General features: G+C 61.6%; 17 protein-coding genes. 8 read left to right on the top strand and 9 right to left on the bottom strand.

What is annotated here, in order from left to right:
- Nucleotides 1-14: 14 nt before the first annotated feature.
- The 4 genes from flgE to flgB are packed head-to-tail and all read right to left on the bottom strand — an operon-like array spanning nt 15 to nt 2984.
- On the bottom strand, nt 15-1340 hold the full coding sequence (gene flgE, locus ABM562_RS23205) for a flagellar hook protein FlgE (protein WP_134063622.1): 1326 nt from the start codon (nt 1338-1340) through the stop codon (nt 15-17).
- Between the two features lie 30 nt (nt 1341-1370).
- Entirely contained in the window at nt 1371-2114 is a 744-nt protein-coding gene (flgD, locus tag ABM562_RS23200; protein ID WP_115088100.1) for a flagellar hook assembly protein FlgD, read from the bottom strand.
- A gap of 15 nt (nt 2115-2129) precedes the next feature.
- Entirely contained in the window at nt 2130-2573 is a 444-nt protein-coding gene (gene flgC / locus ABM562_RS23195; RefSeq protein WP_010224960.1) for a flagellar basal body rod protein FlgC, read from the bottom strand.
- Nucleotides 2574-2576: 3 nt separating this feature from the next.
- Nucleotides 2577-2984: a flagellar basal body rod protein FlgB gene (gene flgB, locus ABM562_RS23190; RefSeq protein WP_115088101.1), complete on the bottom strand. Its 408-nt coding sequence runs from the start codon at nt 2982-2984 to the stop codon at nt 2577-2579.
- Between the two features lie 251 nt (nt 2985-3235).
- Between flgB and ABM562_RS23185 the strand changes: the two genes are divergently transcribed.
- The gene (locus ABM562_RS23185; protein ID WP_460423462.1) at nt 3236-5416 is read left to right on the top strand and encodes an autotransporter family protein; all 2181 of its coding nucleotides are present in this window, start codon (nt 3236-3238) and stop codon (nt 5414-5416) included.
- 70 nt (nt 5417-5486) lie between these two features.
- On the opposite strand, the gene cheR is transcribed toward ABM562_RS23185, so the two are convergent.
- Together cheR and ABM562_RS23175 are read right to left on the bottom strand one after the other, a co-directional pair.
- Nucleotides 5487-6314, bottom strand: coding sequence for a protein-glutamate O-methyltransferase CheR (cheR, locus tag ABM562_RS23180; protein ID WP_115088103.1), 828 nt, complete (start codon nt 6312-6314; stop codon nt 5487-5489).
- 52 nt (nt 6315-6366) lie between these two features.
- Nucleotides 6367-7296 carry a chemotaxis protein CheV gene (locus ABM562_RS23175; protein ID WP_010224956.1) on the bottom strand — a complete coding sequence of 310 codons (930 nt, stop codon included), beginning with the start codon at nt 7294-7296 and terminating at the stop codon, nt 6367-6369.
- A gap of 69 nt (nt 7297-7365) precedes the next feature.
- Between ABM562_RS23175 and flgA the strand changes: the two genes are divergently transcribed.
- The 4 genes from flgA (at nt 7366) to ABM562_RS23155 (ending at nt 9942) form a co-directional block, all read left to right on the top strand.
- On the top strand, nt 7366-8118 hold the full coding sequence (gene flgA / locus ABM562_RS23170; RefSeq protein WP_115088105.1) for a flagellar basal body P-ring formation chaperone FlgA: 753 nt from the start codon (nt 7366-7368) through the stop codon (nt 8116-8118).
- 168 nt (nt 8119-8286) lie between these two features.
- A complete protein-coding gene (gene flgM, locus ABM562_RS23165; protein WP_115088106.1) occupies nt 8287-8604 on the top strand; it encodes a flagellar biosynthesis anti-sigma factor FlgM in 318 nt (105 codons plus the stop codon).
- Nucleotides 8605-8649: 45 nt separating this feature from the next.
- Nucleotides 8650-9117, top strand: coding sequence for a flagella synthesis protein FlgN (locus ABM562_RS23160; RefSeq protein ID WP_134063626.1), 468 nt, complete (start codon nt 8650-8652; stop codon nt 9115-9117).
- Between the two features lie 81 nt (nt 9118-9198).
- Nucleotides 9199-9942 carry a flagellar brake protein gene (locus tag ABM562_RS23155; protein ID WP_115088108.1) on the top strand — a complete coding sequence of 248 codons (744 nt, stop codon included), beginning with the start codon at nt 9199-9201 and terminating at the stop codon, nt 9940-9942.
- Nucleotides 9943-10043: 101 nt separating this feature from the next.
- Here the strand turns inward: ABM562_RS23155 and ABM562_RS23150 are convergent, their stop codons facing one another.
- The 3 genes from ABM562_RS23150 to bkdR all read right to left on the bottom strand — a co-directional run bounded on the left by ABM562_RS23150 (nt 10044) and on the right by bkdR (nt 13497).
- Nucleotides 10044-11381, bottom strand: coding sequence for an MFS transporter (locus ABM562_RS23150; protein WP_115088504.1), 1338 nt, complete (start codon nt 11379-11381; stop codon nt 10044-10046).
- A 171-nt stretch (nt 11382-11552) separates the two neighbouring features.
- A complete protein-coding gene (locus ABM562_RS23145; RefSeq protein WP_177414891.1) occupies nt 11553-12794 on the bottom strand; it encodes a glutamine synthetase family protein in 1242 nt (413 codons plus the stop codon).
- A gap of 217 nt (nt 12795-13011) precedes the next feature.
- A complete protein-coding gene (bkdR, locus tag ABM562_RS23140) occupies nt 13012-13497 on the bottom strand; it encodes a Bkd operon transcriptional regulator BkdR (RefSeq protein ID WP_045189126.1) in 486 nt (161 codons plus the stop codon).
- Nucleotides 13498-13698: 201 nt separating this feature from the next.
- On the opposite strand from bkdR, the gene ABM562_RS23135 reads away from it, so the two are divergent.
- From ABM562_RS23135 to ABM562_RS23125, 3 genes are read left to right on the top strand one after another with little or no spacing between them, the layout of a single operon-like run.
- The gene (locus ABM562_RS23135; protein WP_115088110.1) at nt 13699-14931 is read left to right on the top strand and encodes a 3-methyl-2-oxobutanoate dehydrogenase (2-methylpropanoyl-transferring) subunit alpha; all 1233 of its coding nucleotides are present in this window, start codon (nt 13699-13701) and stop codon (nt 14929-14931) included.
- A 1-nt stretch (nt 14932) separates the two neighbouring features.
- Nucleotides 14933-15991: an alpha-ketoacid dehydrogenase subunit beta gene (locus ABM562_RS23130; RefSeq protein ID WP_038996423.1), complete on the top strand. Its 1059-nt coding sequence runs from the start codon at nt 14933-14935 to the stop codon at nt 15989-15991.
- Nucleotides 15992-17263: a dihydrolipoamide acetyltransferase family protein gene (locus ABM562_RS23125; RefSeq protein WP_115088111.1), complete on the top strand. Its 1272-nt coding sequence runs from the start codon at nt 15992-15994 to the stop codon at nt 17261-17263.

Raw genomic sequence — 17263 nt, 5'->3', positions numbered from 1 at the left:
ACCTCACACCCGCATCAGGTCATCTGAATGATGGTCTGCATGATGGTGCTCTGGGTCGAGATGGTCTTGGCGTTGGCCTGGTAGTTGCTCTGCGCCTTGATCAGCTCGACCAGCTCGTTGGTCAGGTTTACGTTGGAGTCTTCCAGCGAGTTGGAAGCGATAGCGCCCAGGGTGCCGGTCTTCGGCGCATCGATACCCGGAATACCCGACGCGTAGGTTTCGGTCCAGCGGGTGCCACCCATAGGTTGCAGGCCCTGCTCGTTGGCGAAGCTGGCGATGGCGACCTGGCCGATGGCGCGCGACTGCTGGTTGCTGAAGCTTGCGAACATCACGCCGCTGGAGTCGATGCTCAGGCTCGACAGAATCCCGGTAGCGTAACCGTCCTGGCTTTGCGACAGGCGCGTGGTCGGGGTGTTGTACGAGGTGGTGTCGGTCATGTCGATGGCGATGCCGCCAGCGTTGGCGGCCGAACCGTTGGTACCCCAGACCGGAGGCTTGGCATTCGGATTGGTCACTTCGGCAGGGATCCAGCCGGTCAACTTGAAGACCTTGTTGACCACCTCGTAACCCGAGCCCGCGGCACCGGCAGTCATGGTCTTGACGCTACCGTCGGAGTTGAACTCGATGGTGCCTTCCAGCGCCTTTGGCGGCTCTTCGGCCGGGTTCAGCGGGTTGCGGCCATCGATCAGGGTGTACGACTTCCAGGTGTTGGTCCCGGTCTTGACGTAGTACTGATCCATGACGTGCTCATTACCCTGGCTGTCGTAGATCTTGGTGGCGAAGGTCTTGTTCCAGCTGTTTTCGTCAGTCGGGCTGAAAGTGGTGGCCGCCGGGATGATCTTGTCCGACGAGTTCAGGTTCAACCCCTGGTCGATCGAAGTGGTGCTCTTGGGCGCCAGCGCCGAGGTATCGATCTTCAGGTCGGTCAGCACGCCGTTGATGATCTTGCCGTTTTCATCGACACCGTAGCCGCGCAGGCGCAGGCCGTCAGCAGTGACGACGTAGTTGTCCTTGTTGGTCTGGAAGGCACCGGCGCGGGTGTAGCTGAGCGAGCCGTTGTCGCTCAGCACGAAGAAGCCCTGACCCTGGATGCCCATGTCCAGCACGTTGCCGGTGTTGTTGATTTCACCGTTCTTGAACTGCTGCGATACCGCTGCCAGGCGCACACCGTTACCGATGTTGCTGGTGCCAACGCCCAGCTTGTTGGCCGAGTAGACGTCGGCGAATTCCGCGCGCGACGATTTGAAACCGGTGGTGGCGACGTTGGCGATGTTGTTGCCGGTCACGTCCAGTTGCTTGTTGGCTGCATAGAGACCGCTAAGGCCGATATTGAATGACATCTTTCACTCCTTGTGCCGCGTTAGCCGGCTCTATATACCGATGGTTTGGACTTTGGACAGGGCGATGCTGCCCAGGCCGGCAAGATTGAGCATCATCTCGCCGCCAGTCTGACTGATGGTGACGCTGCTGACGGTGGCCGGCAGCATGGTGTACATGTCCAGCTGCTTGCCATCGACGGTGGTCTTGGCGGCAAAGGTGTAGGTACCCGGATCGACCTTCTCGCCCTTGTCGTTGGTACCGTCCCAGACGAAAGAGGCATTGCCGGCCTTCTGCGCCCCCATGTCGATGGTCTTGACCAACTTGCCATCCTTGTCGGTAATGGTGACGGTGGCATTGCTGACCGCCTGCGGAACCACCACCGAACCATTGAGGCTCTTGGTGGTATCGACCACGGCCTTGTCGGTCTGGGCAACCACCGAGCGACCGACCAGCGACGAGGCCTGCAGTGCCTGCGAAGACTTGTAGTTGCCGGAAATCGCGGTCACCGACTCGTTCAGCGAGGTGATGCCTTCCAGGCTGCTGAACTGCGCCAACTGGGCCACGAACTCGCTGTTGTCCTGCGGATCGAGCGGGTTCTGGTGCTGCATCTGGGTCACCAGCAACTGCAGGAACGCGTCCTTGCCAAGCGCCTGCTTGTTGGCGCCGGTCTTGCTGTTGGTGGCCGAGGCGATACCGGCGGCACTGTTGGCACTGGTTTCGCTGTTCTTCTTGCCCGACGCCTTGATGACGTCGTTCAGGCTTACGCCGGCTGTTGGATCGTTAACGCTTGCCATTGGCTTCGTCCCTTATCACTGACCCAGGGTCAGGACCTTCTGCATCATGGTTTTGGCCGTGTTCATCAGCTCGGCATTGGTCTGGAACGAGCGGCTGGCGGAGATCATGTCAGCCATCTCTTCCACCACGTTGACGTTCGGGTAGTAGACGTAGCCGTCCTTGTTCGCTGCCGGATGGTTCGGCTCGTAGCGCGCCTCGAGATTGCTCTGGTCCTCGACCACGCCGAGCACCTGCACGCCTTGGCCGGCAGCATCCTGGTCCTGGAACAGCGACTGGCTGACACCGGCCTGGGCCTGCTGGAAGGTGGTGGCAAATACCGGGTGACGGGCACGGTAGGTCTGGTCGATGCTCGACGAGACGGTCTCGGCGTTGGCGATGTTCGAAGCGACGGTGTTCAGACGCGTGGTCTGGGCGCTCATGCCGCTACCGGCAATGTTGAAGACACTGGCGAGGGACATGACTTACTCTCCGCGCAGGGCCGATATCAGCCCTTTGAATTTACTGTTGAGCAGCGTGAAGCTGGCCTGGAAGCCCACGGCGTTTTCCGCGTAGCTCGACTGTTCGAGCTGGGCATCGACGGTGTTCTGATCGATCGACGGCTGCATCGGCGTGCGGTACTGCAAGGACTCGTCGCCCATGCTCAGGCCTTCGGCCTCGATGTGCCGGGCGTTGGTACGATCCAGCGCGAAATGACCCTTGCTGGTCTGCTCGGCCTGGGCCGCCAGAACCGAAGCGAAGTCCATGTCGCGCGCCTTGTAGTTGGGCGTATCGGCGTTGGCGATGTTGTTGGCCAGCACCTCGGCACGCTGGGCGCGAAAGCCCAATGCCTTTTCGTGGATGCCGAGCGCTTTGTCGAAGCTGATGCTCATGTCGGGGAAACCTTCGAAGGTTTTTCGTTGACTGAGCTAGAGCAAGAGCCATGCCAAAAAACAAAACCCCGTAAATACGGGGCTTTGAGGAGTTTGCCGGTGGCGGCAATGCCAGAAAAGCGGCAAAGGATTTCCGCCGGGTGTCAGCAAAGCGGCAATCGCTGGCACTGCGACACTAGCGAACCTTACCCAAGCACGAACCACTTGTTTAATATCGGCAGCACTGCAAACGCCTCTCAAGGAAGAAACGCGTGCCACGCTCACTGCTCAACCGATCCGTCCTGGCGCTGGCTGTCACCAGCGCCCTGCCCGCCCAGGCACAGACCCTAGCACTGGCGGAACAAGGCTTTACCGCGACCCGCCTGACCAGCACTGAAAACCTCGAGCTGACCGGTGCAGTCCATACGACAGGGCCCGGCATGACAGGCGTGAACCTGAGCGGCGGCAATCTCCAGGGCAACCTGATAAACCAGAGCAGCATCCAGGTTATCGGCCCTGACACAGTAGCCATGCGCCTGGCAGGCGATGGCAACGCGCCCCTGCAACTCGACAGATTCATCAACCAGGGCACCCTGGACGCCAGCGGCGAGGGTGCAACCGGCCTACTGATCGATGGCGTAGCGTTTCATCAAGACAATCAGATCATCAACAATGGCACCATCCGCGCCACCCAGACCGCCATTGCAATAGTCGATGCAAGCGTCAACGTAGCAACGGACGACCCGGTCTGGGGCCCCGACCGGGACCGGCAACCCTTGACCCTCATCAACACCGGCAGCCTGTTTGCGACCGGCAATGCCATCGATGCGAGCGCAACGGATCGACAGGTCAATGTCACGCTGAATGATCAAAGCAGCGTGCGCGGCAACCTCAAAGGCCTGAGCAACATCCAGGTACTGGGTGATGTGCGCGTTGATGGCAGCCTCATCGAGGTCAACAAACCAGGACTCTTCGGAGCAAAGGGTTGGCTATCTGTCGGCTCGGGCTTTCTCGAGCGCACCGGCAACCTGCAACTGCAATCAGCCCATACCACCCTTGACGGCAACCTGGGCATCAACCAGGGCTCATCACTCAGTTTGACCCTGAGCAGCACTACCCGGCCGGACACCCCGATACTGGACGTCAGTGAAACCGCCGCCTTCGGCGCCAACAGCCAGATCAGCCTCACGGCCACCGGCAGCGACTTCAGCGCCCAGGGCAGCCGCTATATTCTGCTGCGCGCCGACCAGTTGAGCATTGCCAACAACACCCTGGACGTTGTCAGCAGTTCCGCCCTGCTGAGCGTCGACAGTTACAGTTTCGACGAGCACAGCATCCAGGCAACGGTCACCGGCAAAGGCCAGGACGCGATAGACCAGATGTTGCTGCGCCAAGGCGCCACCAGCAACACACGCGCAGCACTCAACGCTTTTACCAGCGACCGAGTGCTGGCAACTCTCGAGGCCAGCAACCCGTTACTGCAGGCATTCGCCAACAGCGACGAGCGCGAACTGGCCCAACTGGCCAGCCAACTGACCCCAGAGATCAATGGCGGCGCCACCCAGGCAGCAATGACCAGCCAGCGCCTGAACAGCGAGGCAGCCAACCGGCGCAGCGCTCAACTGCGCGAGCAGGACTCACAGCCATCCGGGCTATGGATACAAGGCCTGTACAACGATGCCGCACAAAGCCGCCGTGACAGCATCCAGGGTTACAACGCCTACAGCCGAGGCATTGCCATTGGTGCCGACACCAGGATCAACGAGCAACTGACAGCCGGCCTGACCTACAGCTACATCACCACCACCTTGAACGGCAGCAATCGCAACGCCAGCGAAGTCGACAGCCAAGCTTTCACCCTGTACGGCGGCTTCACCCAGGACAACTACTTTGTCGACGCCAGCCTGACCTATGGCCTGAACAGCAACCAGAGCAAGCGAGACATCGCCGGCAGCCGCGCCAAATCCGATTACGACAGCGACCTGCTGGGCTTGAACCTGACAGCTGGCTACACCTACCGCATTACTCCGCACGTGCTGGTCGAGCCGCGCCTGACGGCCCGTTACAGCCTGGTCACACTCGACAGCTATCGCGAGAAAGGGTCCGCCGCGGCACTGAAGGTCGACGACCAACGATACGAAGCCATCGAACTGGGTGCCGGCCTGCGCGCCGCCAGCCGCCACGCAGTCGGCAGCGGAACACTCGAACCCCACGCCCGCCTGATGGCCTACCATGATTTCGCCGCTGACCAGGCACGCACCACATCCAGCTTCGCACTGGGCAGCAGCACCTTTGCCAGTCATGGCGCAGCTGTCGCCCGGGACAGCTACGAAGCTGGCATCGGCGTTGACTACCACCTTGGCGCAGCCAGCCTGGGACTCGATTACGACTACTACGGCAAGTCCGGCTTCGACGCCAATTTGCTATCAGCCACCCTGCGCTATCAATTCTGACCTGCAGACACAAACAAGGCCGGCACCCACTGATGGCGATGCCGGCCTTGCTGCATGCATGAACCGTCGCTTACTTGGCCTGGTAAATGATCCCCGGGCTGCACTGGACCATCTGGTAATGATCCGGCAAACCGTTGAGCGCTTCGGACGCGCCCAGGAACAGGTATCCGCCCGGCTTGAGCGTGCCGTGAATGCGCAGCAGGATGTCCTTCTTGACCTGGGCCGAGAAGTAGATCAGCACGTTGCGGCAGAACACGATGTCGAACTTGCCCAGGCTCGCATAGCTGTCGAGCAGGTTGAACGAGCGGAACTCGACACGGCTGCGAATCGGCGCCTTGACCGCCCAGCGCCCCGGCGCCTTGACGTCGAAGTAACGTTGCAGGCGCTCCTGGGACAGGCCGCGGGCAATCGCCAGGCTGTCGTATTCGCCGGTCTTGCAGTTGTTCAGCATCGAGCCGGACAGGTCGGTGGCAACGATCTGCGCACCCATCTTCAACTGGCCAATGTTGCTGCGCTCGAACTCGTCGATAGCCATGGAGATCGAGTACGGCTCCTGCCCCGACGAGCAGGCCGCCGACCAGATGCGCAGGCGCTGTCCGGGGTTGGCCTTGATCTGCTCGGGCAACACCTTGTTCTTCAGCACCTCGAATGGATAGGTGTCGCGAAACCAGAGGGTCTCGTTGGTGGTCATGGCATCGACCACCTGCTCGCGCAAACCACTGCGCGGCTGGCTCTGGATACGCTGCACCAGTTCGCCCAGGGACTTGATGCCCTGCTGCTCCATCAGCTTGTTGAGACGGCTGGAGACCAGGTATTGCTTATTTTCGCCCAGCAGGATGCCACAGGCTTTTTCCAGGAAGACCCGGAACTGTTCGAAATCCAAATTACCCGTAGACAATGATGCCGCCTCTTAAATCGTATGTACCGCCAGGAGCGAACGCTCCTGGCCGTTAGTGCGTGGCCTTGATCCGATCAACAACGCGCTGGGCGAGGTCGTCCGGGCGGAACTTGGCCAGGAAGTCATCGGCACCGACCTTCTTGACCATCGCCTGGTTGAACACCCCGGAAAGCGAAGTATGCAGGATGATGTGCAACTTTTGCATGCGCGGGTCGCTGCGGATCTCGGCCGTCAGGGTGTAGCCGTCCATCTCCGGCATCTCGATGTCGGAGATCATCATCAGGAATTCTTCTTCCGGCCGTTTGCCCTCGTCGACCAGCTTGCGCAGGTAGTCGAGCGCCTGACGGCCGTCGTTGAGCGCCACCACCTCGACGCCGACGGTCTGCAGGCAACGGCTGACCTGCTTGCGCGCCACCGACGAGTCATCGACTGTCAGCACCCGCAGCATCACCGCCTTGTCCTGTACCTCGGCATCCACCACACCGGCGGAAATCGCCTCGGAGGTCGGTGCCACTTCGGCGAGGATTTTCTCCACGTCGATGATCTCGACCATCTTGTTGTCGACCCGGGTCACCGCCGTCAGGTAGTGATCGCGCCCGGTGCCCTTGGGTGGCGGATGGATCTCCTCCCAGTTCATGTTGACGATGCGCTCCACCGAATGCACCAAAAACCCCTGGGTCTTGGTGTTGTACTCGGTGATGATGACGAAACTCTTGCTGGTTTCTTCACTCAGACCGGGCATTCCGGTCGCCATCGCCAGATCGAGGATCGGGATGGTTGCCCCACGAATATTCGCGACACCGCGCACGACGGGGCTGGACTTGGGCATTACGGTCAGGTTCGGGCATTGCAGCACTTCCCGCACCTTGAACACGTTGATGCCATAGAGCTGCTCGCCATTGAGACGGAACAACAGCAGCTCCAGGCGGTTCTGCCCTACCAGTTGCGTGCGCTGGTTCACCGAATCCATTACACCAGCCATGCCAGACTCCTTCACCAAACGCTTCGAGCTTCGTACCCAGTCGGCACGCGCTTTGCTTTTTTTAATCGTATGAACATGAAAACGACATTTTTCCGACGCCTGACCCGCCACCTGCCCGGCTTCCTTGCTGCGCTGTGCCTGCTGGCCCCTGGCGCTCGAACTCTGGCTGACGCTTTCACCTTGCCTGAACAGCTTATCGGTGTCACCCAGGGGTTTCTTGAATTCACCGTAGAAGATTACCTGGCCACCAGCCAGACCGAAGGCCGCTACGAGATCCAGGTCAACAACCTCGATCCGCGCCTGCGCATGCCGCTGTGCGACCAGCAGTTGGGCGCCGCGCTGGAGAGCCCGGCGCAGCCGATGGGCCGCGTCACCGTGCGGGTTCGTTGCGACGGCAGTTCACCGTGGACGGTGTTCGTGCCCGCCCAGGTACGTCTGTTTCGCAATGTGGTGACCGTGGTTCGCCCGCTCAAGCGCGACAGCATCGTCGGCGAACAGGACGTGGCCCTGCGTGAACGCGACGTGGGCATGCTCAACCAGGGTTTTCTCGGCAGCCTCGACCAGGCGGTAGGGCTCAAGGTTATCCGACCAACGGTCATGGATCAGGTCCTTACCCCCCAGCATCTGGAACAGGCCGAGGTGGTGCGCAAGGGTGACCAGGTGGTGATAACCGCCCGCAGCGGCAGCCTGGCCGTGCGCATGCCCGGCGAAGCGTTGAGCAAGGGCGGCCTGAGCGAACAGATCCGGGTACGCAACCTCAACTCCAAGCGGGTGGTCAAGGCCAGGGTCACCGGGCCGGGCCAGGTGGAAGTGGCCATGTAGGTACTTGAATCAACAACAATGCTGGCGATCAGGAACTGCTTTTCCTAAACTGTGTCCCATTGGATGCCCCGAACCGGCCGCGCACGCCATTGAGCATTTGCGCCTAAAGTTTCTTTCGGGTTGGCCGAAAACAAGGCAAGCGTCCAAATACCCAGAGGTTTTCTGATCATGGTCATCGACTTCAGTCGTTTGAATAACTCCCCGTCCGTTGCGGGCGGCGTGCGTACCGGCAGCAGCCAGGAAAGCACCGCCAGCACCGCTTCGGCCAAGGCTGGCAGCGTCGTTGAGAACAGCGCCAGCGGGGAAACCGTACACCTCAGCCACGAGGCCCAGCAGTTGCAAAAGGTCAGCGACAAGCTGCGCGACCAGCCGATTGTCAACAGCGCCCGGGTGGCCGAGTTGAAACAGGCTATCGCCGACGGCAGCTACCAGGTCGACAGCAACCGCGTCGCCAGCAAACTGCTTAATTTCGAAGCCCAGCGCTAGCCCCCGGCGCGCTGACTTCAGGACGCTTGAACCAAAGAGCCAGCCATGCACGACACTACTCTGCTGCAACTGATCGAAAACGATATTGCTCCAGCGCAAGAACTGCTCGAATTACTGCAGACCGAGAATGTAGCCCTGCACGGCCGCGACATGCCGCTGCTGGAAAACATTCTGGCGCGCAAGCAGTCGCTGGTGATCCTCCTCGATCAGCATGGCCGCCAGCGTAGTGAGCTGCTTGCAGGCCTGGGCCTGTCCCAGGACCGCGAGGGCGTCGCCCAACTGGCCAGCGAGTCATCCTTCGGCGAGTTGCTGTTGCAGCAACTGGATGTACTGGGCCAACTGCTGGCTGACTGCCAGGCAGTCAACGAGCGCAATGGCCGCTCGATCCAGCTCCAGCAAAGCACCACCGCCAACCAGATCAGAATCCTCATGGGCGGCGAAGCGCCGTCGCTCTACGACAGCCGTGGGGCCACCTCTCCCCTCGCCAAGCCACGGGCGCTGAGCCAGGCTTGATTCCCCTGTATCAAGGCACGGAACATACTGGCAAAATGCCGTAACTTGCGTGTGACGATTTTGCCTGGAGAATGATTAACCGTGTTCAATGAAGCAGAAGCTCCGCAGCCTCCGAAGGTGCTCACCACCCCTTTGGAAATTGCCGCCAACTTGCGGTCGCTGCTAGAGAGCCATGACCCGCTGATCATCACCTTCCACGAACGCAGCCAGCGCTTTCAAAGCTATGTCGTTGAAGTCGACCGCGAAGGCAACCGCCTGGCCCTTGATGAAATGATCCCTCGCGACGGCGAACGCTACCTGCAAAATGGCGAACCGTTTCGCGTTGAAGGCTTTCATGATGGCGTGCGCATTGCCTGGGAGTGCAACACCCCGCTGAGCATCGTCGAAGCCGACGGCCATCGCTGCTACCGCGGCACCCTGCCGACCGAGGTCGCCTACCATCAGCGCCGCAATGCGTTTCGCGCGGCGCTGAAGCTTACCCAACTGGTGGATGTGGCACTCGACGGCGACAAGCTCAAGGGCAATGGCACCTTGCGCGGCAAGCTGCTGGATATTTCCGCCACTGGCTGCAAGTTGCGCTTTGAAGGCAATGTCGAAGAGCGCCTGCAACTGGGCCAGGTCTACGAAAAGTTCGCCACCGGCGCACCACTGGGGTTGTCCCAGGTCGAGGTCGAGCTGCGCCATCTGCATTTCGAAGAGCGTATCAATGCCACTTTTGCCGGCGTACGCTTTCACAACCTCAACGGGCAGATGCAGCGCAAGGTGGAAACCTTTGTGTATCAGCTGCAGCGTGAAGCGCGGCGGTTCGATAAAGACGATTACTGAGTCGCAACCCATCGCTGGCAACGCCAGCTCCCACAGGTGCGCTGCATACGTGGGAGCCGGCCTTGCCGGCGACGGGCCGCAACGCGGCCCCGACCACTCCATCACACCTGCGTCGGTTTGACCTCTTCAGCCACAACTTCAGCTTCAGCCCCCTCCTCCGCCTCGGTATCCTCGGCTGCCACCGGCGTCTGCATCTGATCCTGCACCACCTGCTCGTCAACCCGTGGGTCCAGCGCTGCCGACAAGGGTGAACCTGCCGCCGGCATTGCCACGTGATGCAGCGGCGCATCGTCGACCTGGTGCAAACCGGTAACCGCTTTCGGCCGGATCCGCCAGACCAGCACCAGAGCAAAGAATACGAAGAAGGCATAGAGCATCTGGTTGCCCAGCAGCTTCATCATCACCCCGGCCACCAATGGCCCGATACTCGCCCCCACGCCATAGGTCACCAGCAGCATTGCCGTCAGCGAAACCCGTCGCTCGCCCTCGACGTGGTCGTTGGAAAACGCCACCGCCAGCGGGTACAAACAGAACTGCAGCAGCGACACCGCAAAGCCCGCGACAAACAGCACCTCCAACGGCACGGCCGGCATGATCGCCAGCGGCAAGGCGACAATCGCCAGGCCCACCGCAACGCTGCGAATCAGCACCGCGCGGTCGTAGCGGTCCGACAACCAACCCAGCGGCCACTGCACCAGCAGCCCGGCGAAAATGCAGCACCCCATGAACAGACCCACCTGCTCGGTACTCAGCCCCTGCTTGGCCGCATACAAAGGCGCCAGGCCATAGAAGGAACCGACAATGAGCCCGGCACCGAGCACCGTACTCAGCGACTGCGGCACACGCTTGATAAAGAAGCGCGGCTCCATCGGCGCAGGTCTGAGCGGCGCCGGGTGAATCCGGCGAGTGAGCGCCACCGGCACCAGGCACAGGGCAAAGCACATGGCCACCAGCATCAGCAATTCAAGACCCAGTTGCGGATGCACCACCAGGATCAACTGACCGAGCACCAGGCCCAGGTACGAAGCGATCATGTAGCCGCTGAACACCGCGCCCCGCTGCTTGGCATCGGCCTGCTCGTTGAGCCAGCTTTCAATGACCATGTATTGGCACATCATGCCGAGACCAACGATGATCCGCAGCACCACCCAGGCCGGCAGCCAGCTGACCAGGCCATGGCCGAGCACCGCCGCGCCGACGATCCCGGCGCAGGTGGCATAGGCACGGATATGCCCGACCCGGGCAATCAGCCGGTGGCCGATCTTGCCGCCCAGGGCCAGGCCGAAATAGTTGGCGGCCATCAGCGCACCGACCCAGAGGCTGTCGACGTGGTCGGCCGCCAGGCGCAAGGCCAGGTAGGTACTCAACAAGCCGGAGCCGATCAACATCATCAGCGCAGCGAAATACAGCGCGCGAAAAGACTTCCAGATCTGTCGCATCAGCGTCCCGAACGGCTCCTTGAGCTGGTGGAAAAACTGCTTGAAAGCATAAGTGAAAAAAACCGTGTTGCAGGCGGCTGGCATAAAAAAACAGGTGGCAGACGCTTATCGAAGAATGTCTGCCACCTGCTTTTGAATTGTCCGAGCACTGCGTCAAAAACGCCTCGCGGGTTACGCCTGAGCTGCCAGTACGCGACGCTCCCACGGGGTGATCTCATCGAAGAAACTGGTCAACTCCAGGGTCTTGGTGGCGATGTAACCTTCGATGAACTCCTTGCCGAACAGTTCCCGCGCCAGCTCGCTACGCTTCAGACGCTCCAATGCCGCATGCAAGGTACATGGCAGGCTCAAATGATCCGGCACCGCGAATTCGCCCTGGATTGCTGGCGCCGGTTCAAGCTGCTGTTCGATACCGTACAGGCCGGCCGCCAGGCTTGCGGCAATCGCCAGGTACGGGTTGGTATCAGCGCCTGGCAGACGGTTCTCGACCCGTCGCGCCACGGGTGAACTGGCCGGAATACGCAAGCCGGCCGCGCGGTTGTCTTCGGACCAGCAGGCATTGTTGGGCGAGGCGTAGGGGTGGCAGAGGCGCTGGTAGGAGTTCACGTTCGGCGCGAACAGGGCAGTGAAATCCGCCATGCAGGCCTGCTGGCCGCCGATGAAGTGATAGAAGGTCGGCGTCGGCTTGCCCTCGGCATCGCTGAAGACATTACGCCCGCCATCCACCTCCACCACGCTCTGATGAATGTGCATGGAGCTACCCGGCGTGTGCGCCAACGGCTTGGCCATGCACACCACGGTCAGGCCATGCTTGAGCGCAACTTCCTTGAGCAGGTGCTTGAACAGCAGGGTCTGGTCGGCCAGCAGCAGCGGGTCGCCGTGCAGCAGGTTGATCTCGAACTGGCTGACGCCCATCTCGTGCATGAAAGTATCGCGCGGCAGACCCAGGGCGGCCATGCAGCGATAGACCTCAGCGAAGAACGGACGCAGGCCATTGTTGGAGCTGACGCTGAACGCCGAATGGCCCTCTTCACGACGACCGTCCTTGCCCAGCGGCGGCAGGAACGGCTGGTTGGGATCGCTGTTGGGGGCGAAGACAAAGAACTCAAGCTCGGTCGCCACCACCGGCGCCAAGCCACGGGCGGCGTAACGAGCGATTACCGCCTTGAGCAGGCCGCGACTGGACAGTCCAGAGCTTTCGCCGTTGAGCTCGACCGCATCGCAAATCGCCAGGGCCCGCGGCTCATCACTCCAGGGCAGGCGATAGATGTGCTGCGGGTCGGCCACCAGCGCCAGGTCGCCATCGTCGCTGCCATAGAAGCGCGCCGCCGGGTAACCGCCCATGATGCATTGCAGCAGGACGCCGCGGGCCATCTGGAGGCGGCGGCCTTCGAGAAAGCCTTCAGCGGTCATCACCTTGCCCCGCGGCACTCCATTGAGGTCCGGGGTAATGCACTCGATCTCATCAATGCCCGTCAATCGCTCGGCGAGTGAGTTTTGGCCATTGGTCGTCATGACTCTATCCTTGTTGTTTTCGCATGCCGGGAACGGCGACGGTTACAACATAGGCACCGGGCGTTCGAAATTTCAAGCGCCAAACGGACGATATGAACGTAATTTTCTACACAGCCTAGCCTGGCAGGGTCAGGCCATTGGCCGGCAGCGGCAGCGCGGTTTTATAGCGCACCTGTTTCAGGGCAAAACTCGAACGGATATTGGCCACCCCCGGCAAGCGCGTCAGGTAGTCGAGAAAGCGCTCCAGGGCCTGGATGCTCGGCAGCAATACGCGCAACAGGTAATCAGGGTCGCCGGTCATCAGGTAGCACTCCATGACCTCCGGGCGCTCGGCAATTTCCTCCTCGAAACGATGCAGGGATTGCTCGACCTGCTTCTCCAGGCTGACATGGATGAACACATTCACATCCAGGCCCAGCACCTCCGGCGCCAGCAAGGTCACCTGCTGGCGAATCACCCCGAGTTCTTCCATGGCCTTGACCCGGTTGAAGCAGGGTGTCGGCGAGAGGTTCACCGAGCGCGCCAGCTCGGCGTTGGTGATCCGGGCATTTTCCTGGAGGCTGTTGAGAATGCCGATATCCGTACGATCCAGTTTACGCATGAGAGAAAATCACCTGTTTTTTGTCTTTATAAGGAATGTTTATCCGCAAGCCGAAGCAAAGGCAACGAACTTGAGAAAAATATTCTTCAGGCGCCGGAATATCATGTAGGACAAGACTGACTCCATGGTCACAAGCCGGGTGTCAGTAGCGACCGCTTCAAAGCTCAACAAAAACACAAGACAGAGCGAGCGTAAAAAAGCATGAACGAGTACGCCCCCCTGCGTTTGCATGTGCCCGAGCCTACAGGCCGGCCAGGCTGCCAGACCGATTTTTCCTACCTGCGTCTGAACGATGCCGGTCAGGTCCGTAAACCTCCCGTCGATGTAGAAGCCGCCGATACCGCGGACATCTCCTATAGCCTGATCCGGGTGCTGGATGACAAGGGTAATGCCCTGGGCCCCTGGGCCGAGGACGTCAGCCCCGAGATCCTGCGCCAGGGCATGCGCACCATGCTCAAGACCCGGTTGTTCGACAGCCGCATGGTGGTTGCCCAGCGGCAGAAGAAGATGTCGTTCTACATGCAGAGCCTGGGTGAAGAAGCCATCGGCAGCGGCCAGGCCATGGCCCTGAACCGCAGCGACATGTGCTTCCCCACCTATCGCCAGCAAAGCATCCTCATGGCCCGCGACGTGTCGCTGGTGGAGATGATCTGCCAGCTGCTGTCCAACGAGCGCGATCCGCTCAAGGGCCGCCAGCTGCCAATCATGTATTCGGTGCGCGAAGCCGGCTTCTTCACCATCAGCGGCAACCTGGCGACCCAGTTCGTCCAGGCGGTCGGCTGGGCCATGGCCTCGGCCATCAAGGGCGATACCAAGATCGCCTCGGCCTGGATCGGTGACGGTGCCACTGCCGAATCGGACTTCCACACCGCGTTGACCTTCGCCCACGTCTACCGTGCGCCGGTAATCCTCAACGTGGTCAACAACCAGTGGGCGATCTCCACCTTCCAGGCCATCGCCGGTGGTGAATCGACCACCTTCGCCGGTCGTGGCGTGGGTTGCGGCATCGCCTCCCTGCGCGTCGACGGCAACGACTTCATCGCCGTGTACGCGGCCTCCCGCTGGGCCGCCGAACGCGCCCGCCTGGGCCTCGGCCCGACCCTGATCGAATGGGTCACCTACCGTGCCGGCCCGCACTCGACTTCGGACGATCCGTCCAAGTACCGTCCGGCCGACGACTGGAGTCACTTCCCCCTGGGCGACCCGATCGCCCGCCTCAAACAGCACCTGATCGCCATCGGTCACTGGTCCGAAGAAGAGCACCAGGCGGTCAGCGCCGAGCTCGAGGCCGAGATCATCAAGGCGCAGAAAGAAGCCGAGCAGTACGGCACCCTGGCTGGCGGCCAGATGCCGAGCCCGGCCTCGATGTTCGAGGATGTCTACAAGGAGATGCCGGAGCACCTGCGCCGGCAGCGCCAGGAACTGGGGATCTGACATGAACGATCACAACACTTCAATCCAGTTGGAAACCGCTATGGCGACCACCACCATGACCATGATCCAGGCCCTGCGCTCGGCCATGGACATCATGCTAGAGCGCGATGACAACGTCGTGGTGTATGGCCAGGACGTCGGCTACTTCGGTGGCGTGTTCCGTTGCACCGAAGGCCTGCAGACCAAGTACGGCAAGTCGCGGGTATTCGATGCGCCAATCTCCGAAAGTGGCATCGTCGGAACCGCCGTGGGCATGGGTGCCTATGGCCTGCGCCCGGTGGTGGAAATCCAGTTCGCCGACTACTTCTACCCGGCCTCCGACCAGATCGTCTCGGAAATGGCCCGCCTGCGTTATCGCTCGGCCGGCGAGTTCGTCGCCCCGCTGACCCTGCGCATGCCCTGCGGTGGCGGTATCTACGGCGGCCAGACCCACAGCCAGAGCCCTGAAGCGATGTTCACCCAGGTCTGTGGCCTGCGTACCGTGATGCCTTCCAACCCTTACGACGCCAAAGGCCTGCTGATCGCCTCGATCGAAAACGACGACCCGGTGATCTTCCTTGAGCCCAAGCGCCTGTACAACGGCCCGTTCGACGGCCACCACGACCGCCCGGTAACCCCGTGGTCGAAACACCCGGCCAGCGCCGTACCGGACGGCTACTACACCGTGCCGCTGGACAAGGCGGCGATTACCCGCCCGGGCAAGGACGTCACCGTGCTGACCTATGGCACCACCGTCTATGTCTCGCAGGTGGCCGCTGAAGAAACCGGCGTCGACGCCGAGGTCATCGACCTGCGCAGCCTCTGGCCGCTGGACCTGGAAACCATCGTCGAGTCGGTGAAAAAGACCGGCCGTTGCGTGGTGGTCCATGAAGCCACGCGCACCTGCGGCTTCGGTGCCGAGCTGATCGCGCTGGTCCAGGAACACTGCTTCCATCACCTCGAAGCTCCGATCGAACGCGTCACCGGTTGGGACACCCCCTACCCGCACGCACAGGAGTGGGCGTATTTCCCCGGCCCTTCGCGAGTGGGCGCGGCATTGAAACGGGTCATGGAGGTCTGAATGGGCACGCACGTCATCAAGATGCCGGATATCGGTGAAGGCATCGCACAAGTTGAACTGGTGGAATGGTTCGTCAAGGTCGGCGATACCGTCACTGAAGACCAGGTCGTGGCCGATGTCATGACCGACAAGGCCACCGTCGAAATCCCTTCGCCGGTCAGCGGCAAGGTCCTGGCCCTGGGCGGCCAGCCCGGTGAAGTCATGGCGGTGGGCAGCGAACTGATCCGCATCGAAGTCGAAGGCGCCGGCAACGTAGGAGCGGGCTTGCCCCGCGAAGAGGCCAGTGCAGTCGCTGCACCTGCCCCTGAACCAGCAGCAAAACCTGCTGCACCAGCACCCGTTGCTGCACCCGCAGCCTCCACCCACCAGCCCGCCGCCATCGTTCCGCGCGAAGCCCACGAACGCCCACTGGCCTCGCCTGCCGTGCGCAAGCGTGCCCTGGATGCCGGCATCGAGCTGCGTTACGTACATGGCAGCGGCCCGGCCGGACGCATCCTGCACGACGACCTCGACGCCTTCCTGGCCCAGCCAACCACCAGCAGCCAAAGTGCCCCTGGCGGTTACGCCAAGCGCAACGACAGCGAGCAGATCCCGGTGATCGGCCTGCGCCGCAAGATTGCCCAGCGCATGCAGGATGCCAAGCGCCGCGTCGCCCACTTCAGCTACGTCGAGGAAATCGACGTCACCGCCGTGGAAGAGCTGCGCCAGCACCTGAACAAGAAGTGGGGCGACAGCCGTGGCAAGCTGACCCTGTTGCCATTCCTGGTGCGCGCCATGGTCGTCGCCCTGCGCGAGTTCCCGCAGATCAACGCCACCTACGACGACGAAGCCCAGGTCATCACCCGCCACGGCGCGGTGCATGTCGGCATCGCCACCCAGGGCGACAATGGCCTGATGGTACCGGTACTGCGCCACGCCGAAGCCGGCAGCCTGTGGAGCAACGCCGGCGAGATCGTGCGCCTGGCCAACGCCGCCCGCGGCAACAAGGCCAGCCGTGAAGAACTGTCGGGCTCGACCATCACCCTGACCAGCCTCGGCGCCCTCGGCGGCATCGTCTCCACCCCGGTAGTCAACACCCCGGAAGTGGCGATTGTCGGGGTCAACCGCATGGTTGAACGGCCGATGGTCATCAATGGCCAGATCGTCATTCGCAAGATGATGAACCTCTCCAGCTCGTTCGATCACCGCGTGGTCGATGGCATGGACGCGGCACTCTTCATCCAGGCCATCCGCGGCCTGCTCGAACAACCTGCCAGCCTGTTTGTGGAGTGA

This window comes from Pseudomonas sp. ZL2 (assembly GCF_054788455.1).
The sequence above is the reverse complement of the archived record's forward strand: the minus strand, read 5'-3'. Positions and strand labels throughout refer to the sequence as shown.

What these genes read in the sequence shown, in the direction of transcription:
- flgB (WP_115088101.1), bottom strand. Translation starts at nt 2,984, where the DNA reads ATGAGCATCAGCTTCGACAAAGCGCTCGGCATCCACGAAAAGGCATTG.
- flgD (WP_115088100.1), bottom strand. Translation starts at nt 2,114, where the DNA reads ATGGCAAGCGTTAACGATCCAACAGCCGGCGTAAGCCTGAACGACGTC.
- ABM562_RS23125 (WP_115088111.1), top strand. Translation starts at nt 15,992, where the DNA reads ATGGGCACGCACGTCATCAAGATGCCGGATATCGGTGAAGGCATCGCA.
- flgM (WP_115088106.1), top strand. Translation starts at nt 8,287, where the DNA reads ATGGTCATCGACTTCAGTCGTTTGAATAACTCCCCGTCCGTTGCGGGC.
- ABM562_RS23175 (WP_010224956.1), bottom strand. Translation starts at nt 7,296, where the DNA reads ATGGCTGGTGTAATGGATTCGGTGAACCAGCGCACGCAACTGGTAGGG.
- ABM562_RS23135 (WP_115088110.1), top strand. Translation starts at nt 13,699, where the DNA reads ATGAACGAGTACGCCCCCCTGCGTTTGCATGTGCCCGAGCCTACAGGC.
- ABM562_RS23145 (WP_177414891.1), bottom strand. Translation starts at nt 12,794, where the DNA reads ATGACCGCTGAAGGCTTTCTCGAAGGCCGCCGCCTCCAGATGGCCCGC.
- flgC (WP_010224960.1), bottom strand. Translation starts at nt 2,573, where the DNA reads ATGTCCCTCGCCAGTGTCTTCAACATTGCCGGTAGCGGCATGAGCGCC.
- bkdR (WP_045189126.1), bottom strand. Translation starts at nt 13,497, where the DNA reads ATGCGTAAACTGGATCGTACGGATATCGGCATTCTCAACAGCCTCCAG.
- flgA (WP_115088105.1), top strand. Translation starts at nt 7,366, where the DNA reads ATGAACATGAAAACGACATTTTTCCGACGCCTGACCCGCCACCTGCCC.
- ABM562_RS23150 (WP_115088504.1), bottom strand. Translation starts at nt 11,381, where the DNA reads ATGCGACAGATCTGGAAGTCTTTTCGCGCGCTGTATTTCGCTGCGCTG.
- flgE (WP_134063622.1), bottom strand. Translation starts at nt 1,340, where the DNA reads ATGTCATTCAATATCGGCCTTAGCGGTCTCTATGCAGCCAACAAGCAA.
- ABM562_RS23130 (WP_038996423.1), top strand. Translation starts at nt 14,933, where the DNA reads ATGAACGATCACAACACTTCAATCCAGTTGGAAACCGCTATGGCGACC.
- ABM562_RS23160 (WP_134063626.1), top strand. Translation starts at nt 8,650, where the DNA reads ATGCACGACACTACTCTGCTGCAACTGATCGAAAACGATATTGCTCCA.